Origin of the sequence: Pseudomonas sp. ICMP 3272, from assembly GCF_001466905.1 — a bacterium.
Lineage (GTDB): Bacteria > Pseudomonadota > Gammaproteobacteria > Pseudomonadales > Pseudomonadaceae > Aquipseudomonas > Aquipseudomonas amygdali.
This window is the reverse complement of record NZ_LKEK01000036.1, coordinates 28,300-48,852: the sequence shown is the minus strand read 5'-3', so window position 1 is coordinate 48,852 and position 20,553 is coordinate 28,300. Positions and strand designations below refer to the sequence as shown.

Annotated in this window: 15 protein-coding genes; 2 read left to right on the top strand and 13 right to left on the bottom strand. The window is 58.5% G+C overall.

Features of this window, described 5'->3' with window-relative positions; all coding sequences use genetic code 11:
- The 7 genes from AO068_RS04695 to pncA form a co-directional block, all read right to left on the bottom strand.
- On the bottom strand, positions 1 to 3,039 hold the full coding sequence (locus tag AO068_RS04695; protein ID WP_058407783.1) for an efflux RND transporter permease subunit: 3,039 nt from the start codon (positions 3,037 to 3,039) through the stop codon (positions 1 to 3).
- Positions 3,036 to 4,241 carry an efflux RND transporter periplasmic adaptor subunit gene (locus AO068_RS04690; protein ID WP_080394755.1) on the bottom strand — a complete coding sequence of 402 codons (1,206 nt, stop codon included), beginning with the start codon at positions 4,239 to 4,241 and terminating at the stop codon, positions 3,036 to 3,038. Before AO068_RS04690 ends, AO068_RS04695 begins: the two co-directional genes overlap by 4 nt.
- A gap of 98 nt (positions 4,242 to 4,339) precedes the next feature.
- Positions 4,340 to 5,266, bottom strand: a complete 927-nt coding sequence (locus tag AO068_RS04685) for an alpha/beta fold hydrolase (protein WP_058400428.1) — start codon at positions 5,264 to 5,266, stop codon at positions 4,340 to 4,342.
- A 432-nt stretch (positions 5,267 to 5,698) separates the two neighbouring features.
- Positions 5,699 to 7,096 carry a sensor histidine kinase gene (locus tag AO068_RS04680; protein WP_058400429.1) on the bottom strand — a complete coding sequence of 466 codons (1,398 nt, stop codon included), beginning with the start codon at positions 7,094 to 7,096 and terminating at the stop codon, positions 5,699 to 5,701.
- On the bottom strand, positions 7,074 to 7,757 hold the full coding sequence (locus AO068_RS04675) for a response regulator transcription factor (RefSeq protein ID WP_004661386.1): 684 nt from the start codon (positions 7,755 to 7,757) through the stop codon (positions 7,074 to 7,076). Before AO068_RS04675 ends, AO068_RS04680 begins: the two co-directional genes overlap by 23 nt.
- Positions 7,758 to 7,843: 86 nt before the next feature.
- On the bottom strand, positions 7,844 to 8,782 hold the full coding sequence (locus AO068_RS04670) for a formate/nitrite transporter family protein (RefSeq protein ID WP_058407782.1): 939 nt from the start codon (positions 8,780 to 8,782) through the stop codon (positions 7,844 to 7,846).
- A gap of 140 nt (positions 8,783 to 8,922) precedes the next feature.
- Complete coding sequence (gene pncA, locus AO068_RS04665; protein WP_058407781.1) at positions 8,923 to 9,567, bottom strand: bifunctional nicotinamidase/pyrazinamidase; 645 nt, start codon at positions 9,565 to 9,567, stop codon at positions 8,923 to 8,925.
- 192 nt (positions 9,568 to 9,759) lie between these two features.
- Here pncA and AO068_RS04660 point away from each other — a divergent pair, with 192 nt between their 5' ends.
- Positions 9,760 to 11,886: a TonB-dependent siderophore receptor gene (locus AO068_RS04660; protein ID WP_058407780.1), complete on the top strand. Its 2,127-nt coding sequence runs from the start codon at positions 9,760 to 9,762 to the stop codon at positions 11,884 to 11,886.
- A gap of 103 nt (positions 11,887 to 11,989) precedes the next feature.
- Here the strand turns inward: AO068_RS04660 and AO068_RS04655 are convergent, their stop codons facing one another.
- The 5 genes from AO068_RS04655 to AO068_RS04635 form a co-directional block, all read right to left on the bottom strand.
- On the bottom strand, positions 11,990 to 13,240 hold the full coding sequence (locus AO068_RS04655) for a cellulase family glycosylhydrolase (protein WP_058407779.1): 1,251 nt from the start codon (positions 13,238 to 13,240) through the stop codon (positions 11,990 to 11,992).
- Between the two features lie 301 nt (positions 13,241 to 13,541).
- Positions 13,542 to 14,498 carry a D-2-hydroxyacid dehydrogenase family protein gene (locus AO068_RS04650; RefSeq protein WP_058407778.1) on the bottom strand — a complete coding sequence of 319 codons (957 nt, stop codon included), beginning with the start codon at positions 14,496 to 14,498 and terminating at the stop codon, positions 13,542 to 13,544.
- Positions 14,499 to 14,538: 40 nt separating this feature from the next.
- The gene (locus AO068_RS04645) at positions 14,539 to 15,192 is read right to left on the bottom strand and encodes a DUF1345 domain-containing protein (RefSeq protein ID WP_004665647.1); all 654 of its coding nucleotides are present in this window, start codon (positions 15,190 to 15,192) and stop codon (positions 14,539 to 14,541) included.
- 147 nt (positions 15,193 to 15,339) lie between these two features.
- A complete protein-coding gene (gene gudD, locus AO068_RS04640) occupies positions 15,340 to 16,692 on the bottom strand; it encodes a glucarate dehydratase (protein ID WP_058407777.1) in 1,353 nt (450 codons plus the stop codon).
- Between the two features lie 52 nt (positions 16,693 to 16,744).
- Entirely contained in the window at positions 16,745 to 18,070 is a 1,326-nt protein-coding gene (locus tag AO068_RS04635; protein ID WP_005745896.1) for an MFS transporter, read from the bottom strand.
- A gap of 469 nt (positions 18,071 to 18,539) precedes the next feature.
- Between AO068_RS04635 and AO068_RS04630 the strand changes: the two genes are divergently transcribed.
- Positions 18,540 to 19,253 carry a FadR/GntR family transcriptional regulator gene (locus AO068_RS04630; protein WP_002553932.1) on the top strand — a complete coding sequence of 238 codons (714 nt, stop codon included), beginning with the start codon at positions 18,540 to 18,542 and terminating at the stop codon, positions 19,251 to 19,253.
- A 12-nt stretch (positions 19,254 to 19,265) separates the two neighbouring features.
- On the opposite strand, the gene AO068_RS04625 is transcribed toward AO068_RS04630, so the two are convergent.
- A complete protein-coding gene (locus AO068_RS04625; protein WP_058407818.1) occupies positions 19,266 to 20,357 on the bottom strand; it encodes an alpha/beta fold hydrolase in 1,092 nt (363 codons plus the stop codon).
- Positions 20,358 to 20,553: the final 196 nt, after the last annotated feature.

Genomic DNA, 20,553 nt, shown 5'->3' with positions numbered 1-20,553 from the left:
CTAAGCCGCAGGCGGCCTGATCCTGTAGCTGACCACATACAGCGCAGGCAGAAAAAACAATGTCAGCAAGGTGGCAATGGCGATACCGCCGATCATGGCGATCGCCATCGGGCCCCAGAACACCTCGCGGGCAATCGGGATCATGCCCAGGCTTGCAGCTGCTGCGGTCAGCAGAATCGGCCGGCAGCGATGTTCGGTGGCCTTGACCACCGATGTCCAGGCACTCTCACCGGCAGCGATGAACTCGTCGATCTGTGTGACCAGAATCACCGAGTTGCGAATAATGATGCCGATCAGCGCCAGCACACCAAGAATCGCGACGAAGCCCAGCGGATAGCCGGATATCAATAACGCTGCGACCACGCCAATCAGCCCGAGCGGCACCACGCTGACCACTAGCAGAAGCTTTTTGACACTGTGCAGCTGGATCATCAAAAAGCTCACCACCAGCAGCAACATCAGTGGCACGACCTTCAATATGGGCCCTTGCGAGCGGGCGCTGGCCTCGACCGCGCCACCAGTAGCCAGCGAATAACGCAGTGGCAGGCGCGCGCTGAAGGCGTCGACTTCCGGTTTCAATTGCCTGACCAGCGCGGCCGGTTGCAATTTTCCGAGCACGCTGGCTTTCAGGGTGATGGTCGCCAGCCGGTCGCGACGCCAGACCAGCGGCTGTTCCTGCTCGTAACTGAGCGTGGCGAACGCCAGCAGCGGCACGCTCGCACCATTGGGTGTCGGGATCTGCAGGTTGCCGAGGCTTTGTACCGAGTTGCGCTCATCGTTTTCTGCGCGCGCGACCAGGTCGATCAGGTAGGTACTGTCGCGCACCTGCGTGATGGTCGTTCCGCTGACCATGCTGTTGAGAATTTGCGCCACGTCTTCCGAAGACAGGCCGAATTGACGCACCTTGTCCTGCGCGATATCAATCTTCAGTACTTTGCCCGGCTCGTTCCAGTCATAGATGACCTGGCCGATGTTCGGGTTGGCGTCGAGGATGGCCGCCAGTGCCATCGCCTGGCTGCGCACCTGTTCGATGTCCGGGCCGCTTACCCGGTATTGCACCGGCCAGCCCACTGGCGGCCCCATGTTCAGTGGCTGGACGTAGCCGCCCACCCCGACATAATCGTCACGAAAGCGCTGGCGCAGACGCTCGATCAGACGATCACGCGCTGCGCCGCCCTGGCTGACGATCACCAGCTGCCCATAAAAGGGATTGCTCAGTTGCTGGTCCAGCGGCAGGTAGAAACGCACCGCACCTTTGCCCACATAGGAACTCCAGCGCAACACATCGGGATCGTCCTTGAGCGTGGCTTCAAAGCGATCCATGGTCTGGCGTGTGCCTTCGATGGAGCCGTTTTGCGGCATATAGATATCCACCAGGATTTCCGGGCGGTCGGAGTCCGGAAAGAACTGGTTCTGCAGCAGCCTGGCCGCAAACAGCGAGGCGATGAACATCAGTAGTGTGATGCCGATTACCCACCAGCGGTGCTCCAGTGTCTTGACCAGCAGGCCGCTGAAGCCGCGCATCCAGCGCCCCGGCGCGGCATGCGGCGCCGACGCCTTTAGAATGTGCACGCCAATCAGCGGCGCAAACAGCACCGCCACCAGCCAGGACAGCAGCAGGGCCACGGCGATGACCGCGAACATGGTGAACACATATTCGCCCGCTGAACTGGAATTCAGGCCGATGGGCACGAAACCGGCAACCGTCACCAGCGTGCCGGTCAGCATCGGGAAGGCGGTCGAGGTATAGGCAAAGGTCGCGGCCTGCGGTAACGAATCGCCGCTTTCCAGGCGGGTCACCATCATTTCGACGGTAATCATTGCGTCATCCACCAACAGGCCCAGGGCGATGATCAGCGCGCCCAACGAGATGCGCTGCATGGTGATGCCGCTGTACTCCATGAACACGAAGACCAGCGCCAGCACCAGCGGAATCGAACAGGCCACCACCAGACCTGCGCGAATGCCGAGGCTGATGAAGCTCACGACCAACACAATCAGGATCGCTTCAAAGAGTGCATGGGTGAAGCCGCCGATAGCTTTTTCAACCACGTCGGCCTGGCTGGACACCAGATGCACGCCGATGCCCAATGGCAGCTCGGTGGTCAGCTGGTCGATGCGCTGCTGCAACTGCGTACCGAATGCCTGAATGTTGCCGCCTTGTTTCATGGCCACCGCAAGCCCGATGGCCGGTTGGCCATTGAAACGGAACAGCGAGGAGGGCGGGTCGGCGTAGCGGCGTTCGATGGTCGCCAGATCGCTGAGGCGAAAGAACCGCTCGCCGAAGCGCAGGTTGACGGCCTCAAGGTCCTTTTCACTGCTGAACTGACCGCTGGCGCGCACCGCAATGCGTTCCGGGCCTGCCTCAATCACCCCAGCAGGCGTTACCGAGTTTTGCGCTTGCAGGCTTTGCAGCACCTGGCGCTGATCGATGCCCAGCGCCGCAAGCTTACGGATCGAGAAATTCAGATAAATGACTTCGCGCTGGGCGCCGAGCAGCTCGATCTTGCCCAGGTTGGGTACGCTGCGGATGTCGGCGCGTACCTGTTCGACGTAATCGCGCAACTGGCGAAAGGACAGTCCATCAGCGGTGAACGCATAGATACTGCCGAACACGTCACCAAACTCATCGTTGAATGCAGGGCTCTGAATGCCGCTGGGCAATTCGCTGCGTACATCGCTGATCTTCTTGCGCACCTGATACCACGCTGCCGGAATATCGGCGCTGCGGGTCTCGCTTTTGAGAAAGACAAAAAGCGTCGATTCGCCGGCCAGTGTGTAGCTTTTCACGTAATCCAGCGCGTCGATTTCTTCGAGCTTCTTTTCCAGCCGGTCGGTAACCTGTTGCAAGGTGTCGGGTAGCGTCGCACCCGGCCAACGCGCCTGAATGACCATGGTCTTGATGGCAAAGGAAGGGTCTTCCTCGCGGCCCAGATTCAGAAACGACCAACTGCCCATCAGCAGTGAAACGAACATCATGTACCAGACCAGCGTGCGATGCCTGAGCCCCCAGGCCGACAGATTGAAGCGTTCCCTCACAAACTGACCTCTCGCTGCATGCGTACTTTCTGTCCGGACTGCATGCCGTTGACGCCGGCAGTCATCACTTCGGCCACCTCGACCTGTTGCCCCGGATAGAGAAACTGCAGCCCGCGGGAAACCACCCGATCGCCCTCGGACAGCCCCTCTGAAACGATCACTTGACCTTGTTCATAGCGCAGCACATTGACCCGCGTCAGCTTGACCCTGGCCTGAGCGTCCACCTGCCAGACTGCCGGTTGACCCTTGGTGCGGCTCAGCGCTGACCAGGGCAGGGCGAACGCCCGTTGCGACCGAACCTGCAGGCGGGCGCTGACCACTGAGCCGAGCGCAGGCGCAGCGGCGACTTTCGGCAGCGCAACGCGCACTCGCAACGTGCCGTTTGCGGCGGAAACGATGGGCGTGATTTCCCTGATGATGCCGGTCAACTGAATGCTCTGCTGAGCAATAGGGCTGATGATCACCGTGGTGCCTGTCTGATCGGAGCGCAGCAGCGATTCATACACGGAAAATACCGCTTCGCGTTCGCCATCGTGAGCAACACTGAACACCGGCGCGGCGGCTTGGACCACCTGACCTTCTTCGGCGTGCCGTGCAGTGATGACGCCATCGGCTACTGCGAGCAGTTCGGTGTAACCGACTTGATCACGTGCGTTGGCCTGTTGAGCTTGCAGCGCTGCCAATTCAGCACGCGCACTCGCAAGGCCGGAGTGTGCCTTCTGGTATTCACTGAGGTTGGTATAGCCCTTGGGCAGCAGCACTTGCTGACGCTGGTAATTCTGTTCGGCTAGGTATAAACGCGACTGTCGTATGGCCACTTCGGCATTGGCCGACGCCAGTTCGTTCTTCTGTTCTTGCGGGTCCAGCCTGGCAAGCACTTGCCCGGCACGCACGCGGTCCCCGACATCGACATAGCGTTTGATCAGCTTGCCCGACACGCGAAACGCTTGCTCGGTCACCTTGCGCGCCTGGATATCGCCTGTCAGCGTCACACTGCTTGAGACGTCCACCAAGGCAACTGGCTGCACCTCGACTCGCACCAGCGCCTTTTCCGCAGGTTTTCCTGCGGAGCAAGCGCTGAGCGAGAGCAGTGAAATGAACCCCAGCACCAGGCCGGGCTGAACAGGTATGAAGTGCGATGGCCGGACATTTCCGGTAGCACGGCAGTACCAACGCAAACGCGTTGCAAAAGGAAAAGTCATCAACGAATAGCACTGCCCGATCAAAGAAACCAACACCGGTGAATCACTGCGTCACGCCGGAAAAGCTGAACGGCTTCCCGGGCGCAGGCGAGCGTGCTTCAGGCCATCGCGGTGACGCTTGGCCATACCTGTTGAGTGGCTTCAGTGCCCAGGAAAGTCAGTGCGGTGCGTTGCGAGTGGTGCCACGCCGCCTTGCTCTCAAGGTCCAGAAAATGCCCGGTGTCCGGAACTACGTTGAAACTGCTTTTGGCGATGTAGTTGGAAAACATCCGCGCATCTTCAACGGTGGTGTACTCATCTTTTTCACCGTTGATGAACAGCACCGGAATCTTGATCGAGGAGAAACGCTCGACATAGTTAGTGGCGCTTAGTTTACGAATCTGGCTAATGTGAAAGTCGATCTGGCGATATTCGTGTTCGGCAAGGCTGATCAGGTGCTTGTAGTTATAGAGTTTGAACAGACGCGGCAGGTACTTGCCCACGGTGTCATTGAGCAGTGAGCCGATCTTGCGCTTCTCGCGGGCGGCCAGGTAGATCTGGGCGTTGTCGATGTAGTCGAGCATGGCCTCGTTGAGGACCGGCGAGAACGAACTGATGATCGCCTTTTCCACGGATGGCGGGCATTCGGCAAGGGCCAGCAGCGCCGATACACCGCCCCAGGACACCGACAGCAGGTGGTTCACCTGGTAGAGGTCGATCAACTGCAGCAGGATATTTACTTCATCTTCCTTGCTGACAATCATGTCGTCCGGGTTGTGGGCTCGGGATTGCCCCGAAAACGGCAGGTCGAATAGTACAAGGTTGTAGTGCGGTTGCAGGTACTTGACGGTCTGCCCGAAAGAGCCGGTGGTCGATAACGCACCGTTGACCAGCAAGATGGTCTTGGCCTCGCTGCCTTTCCAGTAAGTCTCGGTGTAAACCTTGTACTGACCTACGCTTAAAATCTTTGATTGTGCGCCCATAACAGCCTCCCAGCCGATGTTGATCCAACTAATTAGTACAGCGTTCTCTGCTCTGGCAGCCATGTCAAAGCCTCGCCTTGTTAGTGGCGAAATCCGGTGAGTTATTATTTTGGGTGCAGCCAAGCGGTGCAGCAGGTACCTCGTTTGCCCGGTTATAGATAGCGCAGTGCCAGCGCAGCGACAAGACGCTGACGTCATAAAAATGTCTATTCGTTCACATTTTGCCTGTGAGGCGAAGAACTCCCATCTGCTCGATGGGGTGATTTATTCGGGGAAAACCGTCATATAAAGCCAGAAAAGCGCATTTATTGAGTGGAACTTGTGAGCGCTGAAACGGTCAAGCTGTGTCGTTTTTTGAAACATATTGTTACAATTTAGCGCTTGGCAGACTGCGCCAGATAACTATCGAAAGCTCTGGAAGCATTGAGGCAGACGCTTCAAGCTCGTCAAAAAGCAGGCGCGCAGCGTTTTACGGAAGGGGGTTGTGACTGAATCTCAGGCGAGGGTGTTTACGGTGCGACATTCCAGCAACAAGCTTGCGCCGCCGTATTCGCTGATGCCTATCTGCAGCGTAAAACCATGCAGATTGACGATGGCGGCGACTACGGAGAGACCGAGCCCGAAACCGCTCTGTTCAGTGCCGGTTTCGCTGCGATAGAAGCGCTGGAAGACGGCTGCGCGCTCGGCGACGGGGATGCCGGGCCCGGAGTCCTGTACTTCGATGCATGGCGTGAGGCCGTCGCTGGAGGGGTAGGCGCTGATTTTCACAATCCCGCCGGAAGGGGTGAACTTGATTGCATTTCCCAGCAGGTTGGTCAGCGCTTCAAACAGCAGGGCTCGGTCGCCTACCAGTGTGGGTAACGTGTCGTGCAGGTCCAGCAACAGGGTGATCTGGTCTTCTTCGGCCAGCGGCAGGTAGAAATCATGCAGTTCCTGCAGCAGTGGCTGCAGCTCTAGTTCTACGAAGGCTGAGCGTCGCTGACGGTCTTCCAGTTCCGAAATGCGCAGCAGCCCACGAAAACGCGCCATCAGCGTGTCTGCTTCACTGATTACCTGGGCAATCTGGGTGGAGTGGGGCGAATCGTGCGCTGATTGCTGCTGAATGCGATAAAGCTGGGCGCGCAGCCGGGTCAGTGGCGTGCGCAGGTCATGGGCGATATTGTCGCAGACGCCCTTGACCTCGTTCATGAGCTTTTCGATACGGTCGAGCATGGCGTTGACGATCACCGCCAGCATGTCCAGCTCATCGCGCCTGTTCGAGACCGGCAGGCGACCGGCCATGTCGCCGGCGATGATTGATTCGGCGCTGGCCTGAATGGCGCGTATGCGGCGCAACGGTCGGCGGCGCAGCAAATGCCAACCGGCGACCCCGGGAATAATGGTCAGAGAGATGCCCCACAGCAAGGCGTGCAGGATCAGGGTGCTGACGGCAAGCAACGAGCCATTCTCGCGCACCAGTACCAGCCAGCGCCCGTCGGACGTTCGGTTGACTATCGCATCACAGCTGCCTTGCGGCAGGCCCGGGTCATCCGATTCGATGCAGTCGCTCAGTACATGGATCTGGCCGTCGATGGGCAGGTTTTTCGGCACGCGGGTGATAGGGCCTGCCACGGGGCGAAAGTTTCGGTCGAACAGGCCGTAGGCGTCCACTGCGCGCGTATCGAAGGTCATGCTGGTGGCCAGAGCGTCAACCAGTGCCTGACCTTCAAAGCGCGAAAACAGCTGCTGGCGGTGAGTGAGTGACTGGCGGGCGAGGTTATCCAGGTAGGAGTTGACCTCCCAGTAGAGAACGCCCAGCAGCATCACGCTCCAGGCGACGAACAAGGAACTGTATAGCGCCAGTAATCGGCTTGTTGAAGATCGCCAGCCCTTAGACGGGTTCGGCAATAACATAACCTGAACCTCGCACGGTCTGGATCAGCTGTGCGGTGCCAGGTTGGTCTATCTTCTTGCGCAGACGGCCAATGTGTACGTCGATCAAATTGGTACCCGGATCAAAGTGATAGCCCCAGACTTCCTGGAAAATCATCATGCGGGTGATGATCTGGCCGCTGTTGCGCATCAGGAATTCCAGCAGCTTGAACTCGGTGGGCAGCAGGGTCAGCGGCTCACCACCACGGCAGGCTTCGCGGCTGATCAGGTTCAGTTCCAGATCAGCGACCTGCAGCACGGTCTTGCCCGCGCTGACCGGGTTGCTGCGGCGCAGGAGCACTTCGACACGTGCTGCCATTTCGTCGGAAGCAAACGGTTTGGGCAGATAGTCATCACCGCCTGCGCGCAGCCCGCGCACCCGCTCGTCCACGTCGGAAAGGGCGCTGATCATCAAGATCGGCGTGGAGATACCCTGGGCGCGCAGGTGGGTGACGATGGTCAGACCATCCATCTCCGGAAGCATGCGGTCCAGAGTAATCAAGTCATAGTCTCCGCTCACTGCACGTGCAAGACCGTCACGGCCGTTGTCCACCCAGTCCACTTCCAGTCCGTGGTTGCTGAGCTCGGTCACGATTTCCTTTGCTGTGATGGCATCATCTTCGATTGCCAGAATTCGGGTCATGGTCCCTGCCTGAATAAGTGCGTTCAAAAACTCATTCTGCCTTTAAAAGCCACTGCGCTTCCTGAAAGAAAGTTTAATGATAGGGATCATATGTCATTCCGCATGCTGATATCCGCGTCCTTGAGCTCTTGCTGCTGCTTTTCGCGGCGGCTTTTTTCTGCCTTGTTCTGACGATCGCGTTCCAGTTTGGCGGTCGTGTCTTTTTCGCTGCGGATCTGTGCGTGGCTGATCAAGGCAAAGATAAAGCTGCCACCAATGATATTGCCTGCCAATGTAGGAGCGGCAAAGGTAAACCAGAAATCCTTCCAGCCCATTTCCCCGGCAAATACCAGATAGGACACTTCGGCCGAGCCCACGACAATGTGCGTGAAGTCTCCGAGCGCCATCAAGTAGGTGATCAGAATGATAATGGCGATCTTGGCATTTTCCATGGACGCAATCATCCAGACCATGGTCGCGATCATCCAGCCGGACACGATGCCCTTGGAAAACATCTGACTGACGTCGTTTTCCATGACCTTGTGGCCAATCTCCAGAAATGCCTTGTCTGTGCTGGTGTCGAAAATCGGCAGATTGAGCATGACATAGGCCACCAGCAGCGTCCCAGCGAGGTTGCCCGCCAGTACCACACCCCATAGTCGGAACAATCGACCGATATTGGCCAGGTTCAACTTGCTCATGATCGGCAGCACGGCGGTAATAGTGTTTTCAGTGAACAATTGCTGGCGCGCCAGGATGACCGCGAGAAATCCGGCCGAATAGCCAAGGCTGCTGATGACGTGACTGCCGGGTATGCCTTCCAGCCGCGACTTGAACAGCCCCATGGCCATCAACGACAGGCCCATGGTCAGCCCGGCCGCGAGTGCCGACCACCACAGGGCGGCAACACTGCGCTCCAGTTCGTGATCGCCCTGAATACGGATGGTTTCGTGCAGCACCGCCGCGCGGGGCGGCTGGTTTTCATCAATCTCGCGCTCTTCCTCGGCTGACAGGCCGGGGGTCTTGCCGTCTACTTCGTGATCCATACAACATCCTCAGCGCCAGTGATGAAATGGACCGGCACGGGCATTGCCGGTCCGATGGTTCAGACAGGCGCCACGCGCGGTCGTTCGCTAACCGCGGGACGTATCAACGATTGTTTGCACCGGTTGCAGGATGCGCCTGTCTAGCCCAGCAGATCGGCGCTTTGCACGCGTTCTACACCCATGCTCAGCAGGGTCTTCCAGGCGTTCTCCAGCGAGCCGTTCATGTCGATGGCGCGACAGCCATCTTCGATGACATACGTATTGAAACCGGCACTGCGTGCATCCTGAGCAGACCAGGCGACGCAGAAATCCAGCGCCAGACCGACCACGAATACAGTGTCGATGCCGCGCTCTTTCAGATACCCGGCCAGGCCTGTGCTGGTCGTACGGTCTGCCTCCAGAAATGCCGAATAGCTGTCGATATGCGCATTGCAGCCCTTGCGCAGGATCAGTTGCGCGTGAGGCAGGTCAAGATCGGCGTGCAACTGCGCACCGTGGCTGCCTTGCACGCAATGGTCCGGCCATAGCGTTTGCGGGCCGTAGGGCAGGGTGATGCTCTCGAATGGCAGGCGCTGAGCGTGGCTTGAAGCAAACGAAATATGCCCGGCAGGATGCCAGTCCTGCGTGATGATCACTCGGGCAAAGCGCGCGCCCAGACGATTGATCAACGGCAGCAACGCATCGCCGTCAGCCACCGCCAGTTGTCCGCCGGGCATGAAGTCGTACTGCATGTCGATCACCAGCAAAGCACAGCGCGGGTCGGCAGGCTTGTCGGAAAGAGGCATTGTCGGTTCTCTTGTGAAGTGCGATGAGCGCCAGTTTGCCTGTTTGTCCCCACGGTTGCGAAGCGAGATGCGCAGCATAGGCAAAAGATATTTTTGCGAATTTGTATCAGGCGTTAATACGAATCTGTACTATTCGCGAAAAATCCTGCCGGGTCCCAAGAGGCCTGGTTTCTTGCCAAGGGCTGCACGTCGATGCGTCGTACTCTCGTTTCACTTTGCGTCATTCAAGCGATCTCTCAAGCCGCCTGGGCTGACCAGGTTACTGCCGGGCAACCTTCCATAGAGTTGCAGAATATCGACATTCAGGGCGCTGCCAATGCTGAAACGGCGCAAGGGCCGGTCGAGGGCTATCGCGCCACACGCTCCGCCAGCGCCACGCGCACCGATACCTCGCTGCATGAAACGCCACAGTCCGTCAGCGTTGTGACCCGCGACGCGGTAGAAGACATCGGCTCCACGCGCTTGCAGGACGCTCTGGACTACGCGGGCGGCGTCGGGCGGGCCAACAACTTCGGCGGTCAAGGGCTGACTACATTCACGGTGCGCGGTTTTACCACCGGCGAGTTCTATCGCAACGGCTTCCCGATCAATCGCGGCTATCCGAACATGCCGGATGCCAACACCATCGAGCGCCTTGAAGTGTTGCGCGGTCCGGCCACCACGCTGTACGGCCGGGGCGATCCGGGCGGCACTTTCAACGTGGTCTCCAAGCAGCCACTGGCCGAGCGCAAGGTCACGCTGGGCAGCCAGCTCAATGATCAGGGCATGAAGCGCGGCACGCTGGACGCGTCCGGTCCGCTGGATGACGAAGGGCGTTTCGCCTATCGCCTCAACGTCGTGGGCGAAGGCGGCGATACCTTTCGTGATCACGTCGAGACCGAGCGCTATGGTGTGGCTCCGGTCTTGAGCTGGGAGGTCAACGACGCCACGCGCATTACCTTCGAAGGCGACTTCATGCGCAACAATGCACCGCTGGATCGTGGCCTGACGCGTTACGCCAACCAGACGAGCACCGCCTCGCGCGACACGTTCTTCGGCGAGAAGAGCGTGGGCAAGCTGCATAACGATAACAACATGGCACAGTTGCGCTTCGACCATGACCTAAATGCCGACTGGAAGCTGGGCGGTGGCGTCCAGCTTCTCGACGGTTCCCTGCAAGGCGATGCCATCGAGGCCAACGGCCTGGCGGCTGATGGTCGTACCCTCGGGCGCAACTTCAACTATCGCAAGCTGGAATGGACAGACCGCGATGTGCAGTTGAACCTGACCGGGCACTTTTCCGCCGGTGGCTTCGATCACACGCTGCTGACCGGGGTCGAGTATGAGGATTATGACTACAAGTCGATCATCCAGCGTTCCAGCGGTGCCGTCGGCGCCTACCCGATTGACATCTTCAACCCTGTCTATGGTCAGGCCCGACCGGCACTGACCCGGACCACGACCCATGACAAGGAAAACCTCAAGACCTGGGCTGCCTTCGTGCAGGATCAGGTGGCGCTGACCGAGCGCCTGAAGTTATTGGGCGGCGTGCGTCTGGAGCGTTTTGAACATGACTACGATTCCTTCTTGCCTGGCACCAGCAGCTGGACCGCCAGCGATAACGCCGTCACACCGCGCGTTGGCCTGAGCTACGACCTGACCGACACCGTCGCGGTCTACGCCAACACCGCACGTTCGTTCAAGCCCAACAGCGGTGCCAGCCGGCTGGGTGGCGGCTTCAAGCCGGAAGAGGGCAAGTCATACGAGATCGGCACCAAGTGGGAAGCGCTGGACGGCCAGTTGAGTGTTGATGCGGCGATCTACCAGATCGAGAAGCGTAACGTGCTGACCACTGACCCGGTTGATTCCACATTCAGTGTCGCGGCAGGCGAAGTGCGCAGCCGTGGCCTGGACCTCAACGTGGTCGGCAACCTGACGCCCGAGTGGCGGATGATGGGCAGCTACGCTTACGTCGACGCTGAAGTAACCAAGGACAACACGCTGCGCTCCGGCACACGGTTGATGAACATCCCTGAGCAGACCTTCAGCCTGCTCAACGTCTACGAGTTTCAGGAAGGTGCCTTGCGCGGCTTGGGTCTGGGCGGCGGCGGTCGTTATGTCGACCAGCGCGCCGGGCGCACCGCCAACGTCGCCTTTTCGATGGACAGCTACACCGTGTTCGACCTGCTGGCCTACTACAAGGTCAATCAGCACGTGAAGCTCAACCTCGACCTGAAGAACGTCTTCGATACCGAGTATGAGGAAGGCGCGTTTGGCAACGTCTATGCGTATCCGGGGGCACCGCGGACCGTGCAGGTGGGGATTGCTTATACGTTGTGATGGTGCAGGTATCTGATTCCTAGGTGCAAAGCCTGACCCTTTGAGGGTCAGGTTCAGCAGCGTGTGTCATGGATACCGGAGCCTGATCACACGCCGTACTGAATCACAGGAATTGATCTGTCTTTGAAAAGCCGGCACGGCGGCGAAGTTTGCCATCCTGGAACTGGTCCTTGCCGGGTAGAATGTCCGCTCCGGCTGCTTTGAGAGCTGCCATATTATCTTTCAAGGCTTTGGTGGCTTCGTCCTTTTGCTGGAAGGTGTTTCCTATCAGAAATTTGGCGTTACCCACTTCGCCAATCTGGAATTTATAGCCAGCCTCTCGCAGTGCCTTGATCTGGTTGGCAAGCCGGGAAGAGGCTTCGCTTTCCCTGGCATACACATGAAAGCTGCCAACCAGGGCCGGGTTGCTTTCGCCATTGGCGGCCTTTAATTGATCGGCAAACTTGACCAGGCCGCTTTGCGGGCCAGCGGTCAGGCCACCTCCCCAGTTACTGTCCTCGACAACAATAGTTCCTTTATAGCCGGAGTTGCGCGCGGCTTTGATTAATGTGGTCTGCATGTCAGCCCAGTCCTGACTGGCGCTTTTGCCGCCCTGATTGAAAGTGTCCAGGACGAAACTGGTACGACTGCCAAACTTTTTGACCACATTACTGATGTCGGCCGAGGCCTGCTTCAACTTTTCTCCCGTCAGCACATTTCCGCCACCCTGGTTCGCATTGTCGCGAAAGGTGAACTGAACCTTCACACCCTGTTTGTCTCCTTCGCCAAGCAATGCCCTGAGCTTATCCATCTGCCTGGCGTCGTTGATCTGATCATGCGTCATCTGAAAGCGTAAGGTTCCGCCTCCAATCGTTTTCAGGTCCTGAATCATCTTCGTGGCAGCAGCGGCTGTGGCGATGTCATCAGGGTTGACGTTGGCTCCCCCGCGCGCGACGTTCTGGGCAGCTTTGGCTGCCTCTGAAGAAGCGGCCTTTTCTGCTTCCTTGGCTTTTTTTTCTGCGTCCGAAAGGGCCGTGCTGTCCTTCACCGCAGCCACTTCGCTGCCAGCAGCCTTTGTATCGTTCTGGCTGACAAGCGCCTTTTGACTGGCAAGCAGAGCCGTGTCTGACGAGGAATCTTCGCTCTCCAGTGACCGGGTATTTCGGCTGAGCATCATTCTTGTATAAACAGGGGACGCTTCCGGTGTCTCGGCGGAGCGGCTGTCGGAGGCCGTATAGGTGTCGAGTTTCGCCTGCTTTTCAGGGTTGGCCTCAGCAACGCCAGCGTCCACGGCCCGCGTGGTTCGGTCGGCCATTACAGGCTTTTCCCTGGCGGCCATGAAGGGGTCATATGACCTGTCTGAGCGAATATTCATCGAATGTCTCTGTAGGACCCGTGCGACAAGTGGCTGCACCCTGCGAAACAAAAGAATAAGTCGCCAGGCCAGCTGTAACTTAGTGGATTGCAGTATTCATATAACGAGGAGGGGAACTTAAGATGACGCTTTTATTAACGTTTTTCTTTTGCTGTTCTTCCTTGAAATATGGCTTCCTGGCGTAATCCTGTTTCGAGCGTTATCTGTTAACGGCGCAGGGTCGCACAAACAGGGTTTTTAGAGCAACAAAAAGGCTGACTGACCGAGCCGACAGATTACTGCTTTGACGGAGTACAACGTGTCAGCCAAGCAGCCGAATCGGCGACCCCGCATGCCAGGCCTGAATGTCTTCGATCATCTGCCCATAAAAGGTTCGGTAGTTGTTCTTGGTGACGTAACCGATATGCGGTGTTGCCAACACGTTGTCCAGCGTGCGGAACGGGTGATCGGCGGGCAGCGGTTCGATGTCGAACACGTCTAGTGCGGCGCCTGCGATGTTGCGCTGTTGCAGTGTTTCAAGCAGAGCAGTCTGATCGATGATCGGGCCGCGCGACGAGTTGATCAGGTAGGCGCTCGGCTTCATCCAGCCCAGTGCCTCCGCGTCCACCAGGCCACGGCTGCGGTCGCTGAGTACCAGGTGCACCGAGAGCACGTCAGCCTGTTTGAACAGTTGCTGTTTGCTGACGTACGTGACGCCCGATTCGGCAGCCGCTTCGGGTGTCAGATTCTGGCTCCAGGCAATGACCTGCATGCCGAACGCCTGACCGTAGCGGGCAATCCATTTGCCGATACTGCCCAGCCCGAGAATGCCCAGGGTCTTGCCGTGCAGGTCGCTGCCCAGCCCGACCTGCCAGTTGCCTGCACGCAAAGAGTTGGCCTCGGCCACCAGATTGCGGGTGATACCCATGATCAGCGCCCAGGTCAGTTCCGGTGCCGCGTGTTTATAGCTTTCTGTTCCGCACACCACAATGCCGTGGCGCTTGGCCGCAGGGATATCAATCGCCGCATTGCGCATGCCGCCTGTGACCAGCAATTTGAGCGCAGGCAGTTGGCTGAGCAGTGCCTCATCGAACAAGGTTCGCTCACGCATCAGGCAAATGATGTCGAAGCCTTGCAGCCGTTGCACCATGGTTGCGGTGTCGGCCGGGAAGTCGTGCAGAAAGCTGATGTCGCCCACTGAGTCGAGCACCGACCAGTCCACCACATCGCTGGCGACGTTTTGCCAATCATCGAGCACCGCGATTTTCAATTGGGTCATTGTCTGAAGGCCTCTTGACGGGTTTTTATGAAACAGAGCACTAATTGAACAGGCTGGCAGCGATATTAATCGAAAAGCCCAGAATCGCGGTGTTGAACACAAAGCAGATCAACGACTGGCCGAGCACGACCTTGCGCATTTCACGGGTCGCGACGCCGACGTCGGAGGTCTGTACCGCAACGCTGAGGGTGAACGAAAAGTACAGAAAGTCCCAGTAGTCGGGGTGCTTTTCTCCGCCGACAAACGCCAGCGCGGGCTCCTTGCCTTTCCAGGTATAGAACATGCGTGCGTAATGCAGGCTGAAGATCACCCCGATCATCAGCCACGAACCTATGACGGTCAGGCCGGTGAAGGCGTGATGGAGCATTTTGGCGTCGCTGGACAGGCCCTTGCTGCTCGCGACTTCGAAGATGATCGCCGCCAGACTGGCCAGTGCCGCCACGCAGACCGTTACCAGAATGACGCCCGCGTTTTCGTCTTCCATCATCGCGACTCGGCGGACATCGTCGGCATTGCTGCGCAGCGTGCGAACGAAAATAAGGATCAGATACAGCCACACGCCTGTGTCCCAGCCGGTCAGCAGGCTCTGCGTGAGTGTTGCGTGGGGGATCAGCCAGGCCCAGGCGATGCCGGCGGTGAGGCCAACCAGAGCTGCGAGAGTCAGGCGAGGGCGGGTGCGGGCAAGATGGCGCATGCGGTCTAGTCGTTACTGGAGGTTACGAGACAGTAGCATGCCGGCTTTGCATGCCAAGCCGGATTTGAAAAAAACGGCGCGCAAGGGGGTTGCGCGCCGTGTGCCAGCCAGATTGTCAGCAGGCGGCGAGTGGTTTTTTAAGCTGGCTCAACGCACCAGGCAAGGCTGCTTGTTGTTGAATTTCCAGTCCGGGATCAGAAACTGCATGGCCACTGCGTCATTGCGTGCGCCCAGGCCCATGCCTTTGTAGAGTTCGTGAGCCTTGGCCAGCTGGTCCATGTCCAGCTCGACGCCCAGCCCCGCCTGCTTGGGCACATCGACCTTGCCGCCGATAATCTGCAACGGGGCCTTGGTCAGGCGCTGGCCGTCCTGCCAGATCCAGTGGGTGTCAATCGCCGTGATGTTGCCCGGCGCCGCAGCGGCAACGTGGGTGAACATCGCCAGAGAAATATCGAAATGGTTGTTGGAATGCGAGCCCCAGGTCAGACCCCACTCGTTGCACATCTGCGCCACACGTACCGAGCCCTGCATGGTCCAGAAGTGCGGATCAGCCAGTGGAATGTCCACCGATTGCAATTGAATGGCATGGCCCATTTCCCGCCAGTCGGTGGCGATCATGTTGGTGGCAGTCTTCAGGCCGGTGGCGCGGCGGAACTCGGCCATCACTTCACGACCGGAATAACCGTTTTCCGCGCCGCACGGGTCTTCGGCATACGCCAGCACGTGATGCTGATCGCGGCATAGGCGGATGGCTTCCTTGAGCGACCAGGCTCCGTTGGGGTCAAGGGTAATACGCGCATCGGGAAAACGCTCAGCCAGCGCCGTGACAGCTTCGATCTCTGCGTCACCGCTCAGTACGCCGCCCTTGAGCTTGAAGTCCTGAAAGCCGTAACGCTGGTGCGCAGCTTCAGCCAGACGGACCACCGCCTGCGGAGTCAGCGCTTCTTCATGACGAATGCGGAACCAGTCATTATCGGCGTCGGGCTCGCTACGATAGGCCAGGTCGGTTTTGCGCTGGTCGCCGACATAAAACAGGTAGCCGAGCATCTCGACCTGATCACGTTGCTGACCTTCGCCCAGCAATGCAGCAACCGGTACGCCCAGGTGCTGACCAAGCAGGTCGAGCAGGGCGGCTTCCAGCGCGGTGACAGCGTGAATGGCAATGCGCAGGTCGAAGGTCTGCAGGCCGCGGCCGCCCGAATCGCGATCGGCGAAGGCTTTGCGTGCCTCATTGAGGATCTTCTGGTAGGTGCCGATGCTGCTGCCGACCACCAGCGAGCGTGCGTCTTCCAGCGTCTGGCGGATCAACTCGCCGCCCGGCACTTCGCCGACGCCAATATGCCCGGCATTGTCCTTGAGTATCACGATATTGCGGGTGAAGTAAGGGCCGTGCGCGCCGCTGAGGTTGAGCAGCATGTCGTCATGGCCAGCCACTGGCACTACTTGCATCTCGGTAATGACAGGGGCCTTGCTGGTGATGTTGGCGTGTTGAATGTTCATAGCTGATCCCGTAAAAAAATATGACCTGTAATGGCGTCGCTTCGAACCTGCATCAATGCGTGGCCGGGGTATGGATGGCGGCTACCGGCGTCGCGCCTGGCTTTGGCGTATTGCGCGCAGCGAAGACGATGATCGCGGCAATGATCGATGTGACCGTCAGGCCATACAGCCCGCCCTGGATCGAGCCGGTGTGCTCTTCCAGCAAGCCAAAAGTGGTCGGCGCCACGAAGCCACCCAGGTTGCCCACCGAGTTGATCAGCGCAATGACCGCTGCGGCGATACGTGCATCCAGATACGCTTGCGGAATGGGCCAGAACAGCGACGAAGCCGACTTGAAACCCAGTGCTGCAAAGCAGATGGCAACGAAAGCGAAGATCGGGCTGCCAGTGGTGGACATGAACATCCCGGCAGCGGCAATCAGCAGCGCAATGGCGACCCACGCCTGCTGGCGTTTCCACTTGGCGGACAGCGTGGCGAAAGCGTACATGCCGATGATCGACAGCAGCCATGGAATGGAGTTGAACATGCCGACTTCAAAGTCCGTCAGGCTGCCCATTTTGCGGATGATGCTCGGTAGCCAGAAGGTCGCTGCGTAGATGGTCAACTGAATGAAGAAGTAGATCAGGCAGAACAGAATGATCTGGCTGTCCTTGAGCAACTTGCCGATGGAGGCTTTGACTGGCGTCGCCGCTTCGCGGGCAGCCTGTTCGGCATCGATGGCGCTGACCAGCGCGTCCTGTTCTTCGCGGGTCAGCCACTTGGCGTCGTGCGGTTTGGAGTCCAGCCAGAACCAGACGAAGAAGCACAGGCCCACCGAGAACATGCCTTCGATGAAATACATCCACTGCCAGCCTTTCATTCCGAAACCGGTGATCTGCAACAGCAGGCCTGACAGTGGTCCGGAAATCAGCGAAGCGATGGCCGAGCCGCTGAGGAAAATGGCAATTGCCTTGCCGCGCTCAACCCCGGGCAACCAGCGGGTGAAGTAGTAGATCACGCCTGGAAAGAAGCCTGCCTCGGCCACGCCCAGCAGAAAGCGCAGGATGTAGAAGTGGGTTTCGTTCTGGATGAAGGCCATGCAGGCAGCAACGATGCCCCAGGTAAGCATGATCCGCGTCAACCAGATACGTGCGCCGACTTTCTGCAGCAGGATGTTGGAAGGGACTTCGAAGAGGGCATAACCGATGAAGAACAGTCCGGCACCCAGGCCATAGGCTGCAGCACCGATACCCAGGTCATGCTCCATGTGCGAACGCACAAAGCCGATGTTCACCCGGTCGATGTAGTTGACGATAAACATGATGACGAAAAGCGGCAGGACGTGACGTTTGACCTTCGATACGGCTGAACTCAGAACCGAATCAGTGCCGTCGGCCATCCTGGAATTGGATGTGCTCACAGTTGAATCTCCCACTCGTTGTTTTTATGCGGGTATGTGCGAAGTGTGTCCCTCGCATTGTCGGTCATCATACAAGTAAAAAAGGCTTGTGCAATCCCCTGATGCTGATGATTTGGACGATTGGGAAAGTTTTTCTGGGTGCAGGTACATGCGCAGGGCACGTCAGTATGACGATGTTAATTTAATATTTTTACCCATTGATTGCTGGGTATTAGCCTTTTTTATGAGTCGGGTATGACCTATTCACGGGCCGTTTCTTTCAAGCTGTGCTGTTGAAAAAAACGCTTCGAGGTTAATCAAGAGCTTTGACAGTGACAGATAGCTTGTAATACAAGTAAGACAACTGCGCAGGCCGATGCCACCGGCCTTTTTGCGCACTCAACCTAACATTCGCGCTGTTATGACCGTGATACGGCAGCCCAACCAGACAAGTCAGGATCCATTCGCCATGCAAGAGCCTGTCAGCGCAGCGCCCAAACGTCGTCAGCACAGCCTGGCCACCGATCTGGTCACCGAACTGAGCCAGCGTATTTTGCTGGGCAAAATTGCACCCGGTCAGAAGCTGCCTTCCGAAAACCAGATCGTCCGTGAGCACGGCGTCAGCCGCACTGTCGTGCGCGAGGCCATTTCCAAGTTGCAGGCGTCAGGGCTGGTGGTGACCCACCACGGTATCGGTACGTTTGTGCTGGAGCGCAGTGACCAGACCGGCCTGCGTCTGAAGGTTGAAACCGTTTCACGGGTGCGCGATATCATCGAACTGCGTATTGGCCTGGAAACCCAGGCCGTCGCGCTGGCCGCTGTGCGTCGCACCGATGAGCAACTGGCGGCCATGCGTCAGGCACTGGATGATTATCAGGACCTGCTGGCCAATGACGACAGTTGTGTGGAGGCCGACAAACGCTTTCACATGCTCATCGCCGAAGCCACTGGCAACCCGTATTTCATGGAAATCATGCAGCACCTGGGCAGCGCGATCATTCCGCGTAGCCGCATTGCGTCAAGCGAGCGGGCGGGCAATAACCTCGCGCATCAAGGCTATCTGGCCAACCTGGAACACGAAGCACTGCTCAGCGCCATTCGCCGCAAGGACCCGGATGCAGCGCGTGCAGCGATGTGGACGCACCTGAGCAATAGCCGTGAGCGACTGGTGCCGCTGGAGTAGAGCCCTTGAGTTTTACTGTGTTGCATTCAGCACGCCGAGCATCACTTGGGTTTGCCACTCGAAATACGGGTTGAAGGTCAGGCGTGCGTGGATCTTGCCCGGTTCGGTATAGCCCCAGTCCGAATACCACACCGGCTCGCCCGCCATGCATTTCGCGGTGTCCGGTGTGCTCTGACCGTTCCAGCAGATGCGCTGGCTACCGGATACGCCATAAAGCGGATTGTCCGCTGAAAAAAGCAGGCCCATGTGGGAAAAGCGGCTGATGCGGTATTCCGGCAGGTAGTCCTTGCGCACCTCGACGCGCGGCGTATTGGCAGCGCGGGCGGGCAGGTCGCCGTACCAGATCAGGCGACTGGCGGGGTTACTGAAGCGCTGGCTGAAATTATCCAGCACGTAATCAGTGTCGAGTACCGAGTCGTGCTCGGCGATGGCGATGAACACCGGCTTGTCATAGCGACGTTGATGCAGGCGGTCCTGAGCCAGCGCGCTGCTGCGATAGAACTGGGCGAAACCGTTGGTGGGCATGTTCATGTAACGAACCGGCGTCTGCATCGGCCGCAGGCCGTCGTTGGGGGCGGCAAGCCACGGCCTGGCCCAGCCGATCCACGGGGTCAGCCAGGCATAGCCGCTGTTGGAACGAAATGCCGGCGAGAACAACACCAGCCCGGCAATTTCTTCGTGGTCATAGGCGTAATCGAGCACCAGGTTGGCCCCGGTTGAAAAGCCCCCCAGATAGACGTTCGGCACCTCGCGGCTTAGCTGTTGCGTCTGCTCTCGCACCACCTGCTGCCACTGCTCCAGACGCACATCGAGCATGTCCTCGGGCTTGGTGCCATGCCCTGGCAGCAGCACGGTCCTGACCAGATAGCCCTGAGCGGCGAGCTTCTGTGCCACGTCATTGAATGACCAAGCTGAGTCACCCAGCCCGTGCACCAGCAGAACGCCGCCTTTGGGCGTTCCAGTCGGGGTCCATTGGCGCGGCGCGTTCCAGCCCAGTTCGGCCTCGTGGTCGGCGGTCTGGAAGTTGCGTTGCTTGCGGATCAGTTCAATGGTTTGCTGACGGTAGTCTTCAAAACGCTGCGTCGGTGCTTCGCCTTCCGCCATTGAGGTGCAGGCTTGCAGGGTCACTAGCGACAGCAGACTGGCGAGTCGGGATTTGATCAAGAGGGGACCTGTGCACGCGTGTGTGGAAGTTCAAAAGGTCGATGCGGGCACTCTGCCATGTACGTCGCGCCGGTGACCACTTTCAGGCACACTCGGGCGTTCTATAACTTCAACAAAATGTATCCATATGCCTAAC

Bases quoted from the DNA above. Each gene is read 5' to 3' on its own strand.
- AO068_RS04690 (WP_080394755.1), bottom strand. From the start codon at position 4,241: ATGACTTTTCCTTTTGCAACGCGTTTGCGTTGGTACTGCCGTGCTACC.
- AO068_RS04685 (WP_058400428.1), bottom strand. From the start codon at position 5,266: ATGGCTGCCAGAGCAGAGAACGCTGTACTAATTAGTTGGATCAACATC.
- AO068_RS04680 (WP_058400429.1), bottom strand. From the start codon at position 7,096: ATGTTATTGCCGAACCCGTCTAAGGGCTGGCGATCTTCAACAAGCCGA.
- AO068_RS04675 (WP_004661386.1), bottom strand. From the start codon at position 7,757: ATGACCCGAATTCTGGCAATCGAAGATGATGCCATCACAGCAAAGGAA.
- AO068_RS04670 (WP_058407782.1), bottom strand. From the start codon at position 8,782: ATGGATCACGAAGTAGACGGCAAGACCCCCGGCCTGTCAGCCGAGGAA.
- pncA (WP_058407781.1), bottom strand. From the start codon at position 9,567: ATGCCTCTTTCCGACAAGCCTGCCGACCCGCGCTGTGCTTTGCTGGTG.
- AO068_RS04660 (WP_058407780.1), top strand. From the start codon at position 9,760: ATGCGTCGTACTCTCGTTTCACTTTGCGTCATTCAAGCGATCTCTCAA.
- AO068_RS04655 (WP_058407779.1), bottom strand. From the start codon at position 13,240: ATGAATATTCGCTCAGACAGGTCATATGACCCCTTCATGGCCGCCAGG.
- AO068_RS04650 (WP_058407778.1), bottom strand. From the start codon at position 14,498: ATGACCCAATTGAAAATCGCGGTGCTCGATGATTGGCAAAACGTCGCC.
- AO068_RS04645 (WP_004665647.1), bottom strand. From the start codon at position 15,192: ATGCGCCATCTTGCCCGCACCCGCCCTCGCCTGACTCTCGCAGCTCTG.
- gudD (WP_058407777.1), bottom strand. From the start codon at position 16,692: ATGAACATTCAACACGCCAACATCACCAGCAAGGCCCCTGTCATTACC.
- AO068_RS04635 (WP_005745896.1), bottom strand. From the start codon at position 18,070: ATGGCCGACGGCACTGATTCGGTTCTGAGTTCAGCCGTATCGAAGGTC.
- AO068_RS04630 (WP_002553932.1), top strand. From the start codon at position 18,540: ATGCAAGAGCCTGTCAGCGCAGCGCCCAAACGTCGTCAGCACAGCCTG.
- AO068_RS04625 (WP_058407818.1), bottom strand. From the start codon at position 20,357: ATGGCGGAAGGCGAAGCACCGACGCAGCGTTTTGAAGACTACCGTCAG.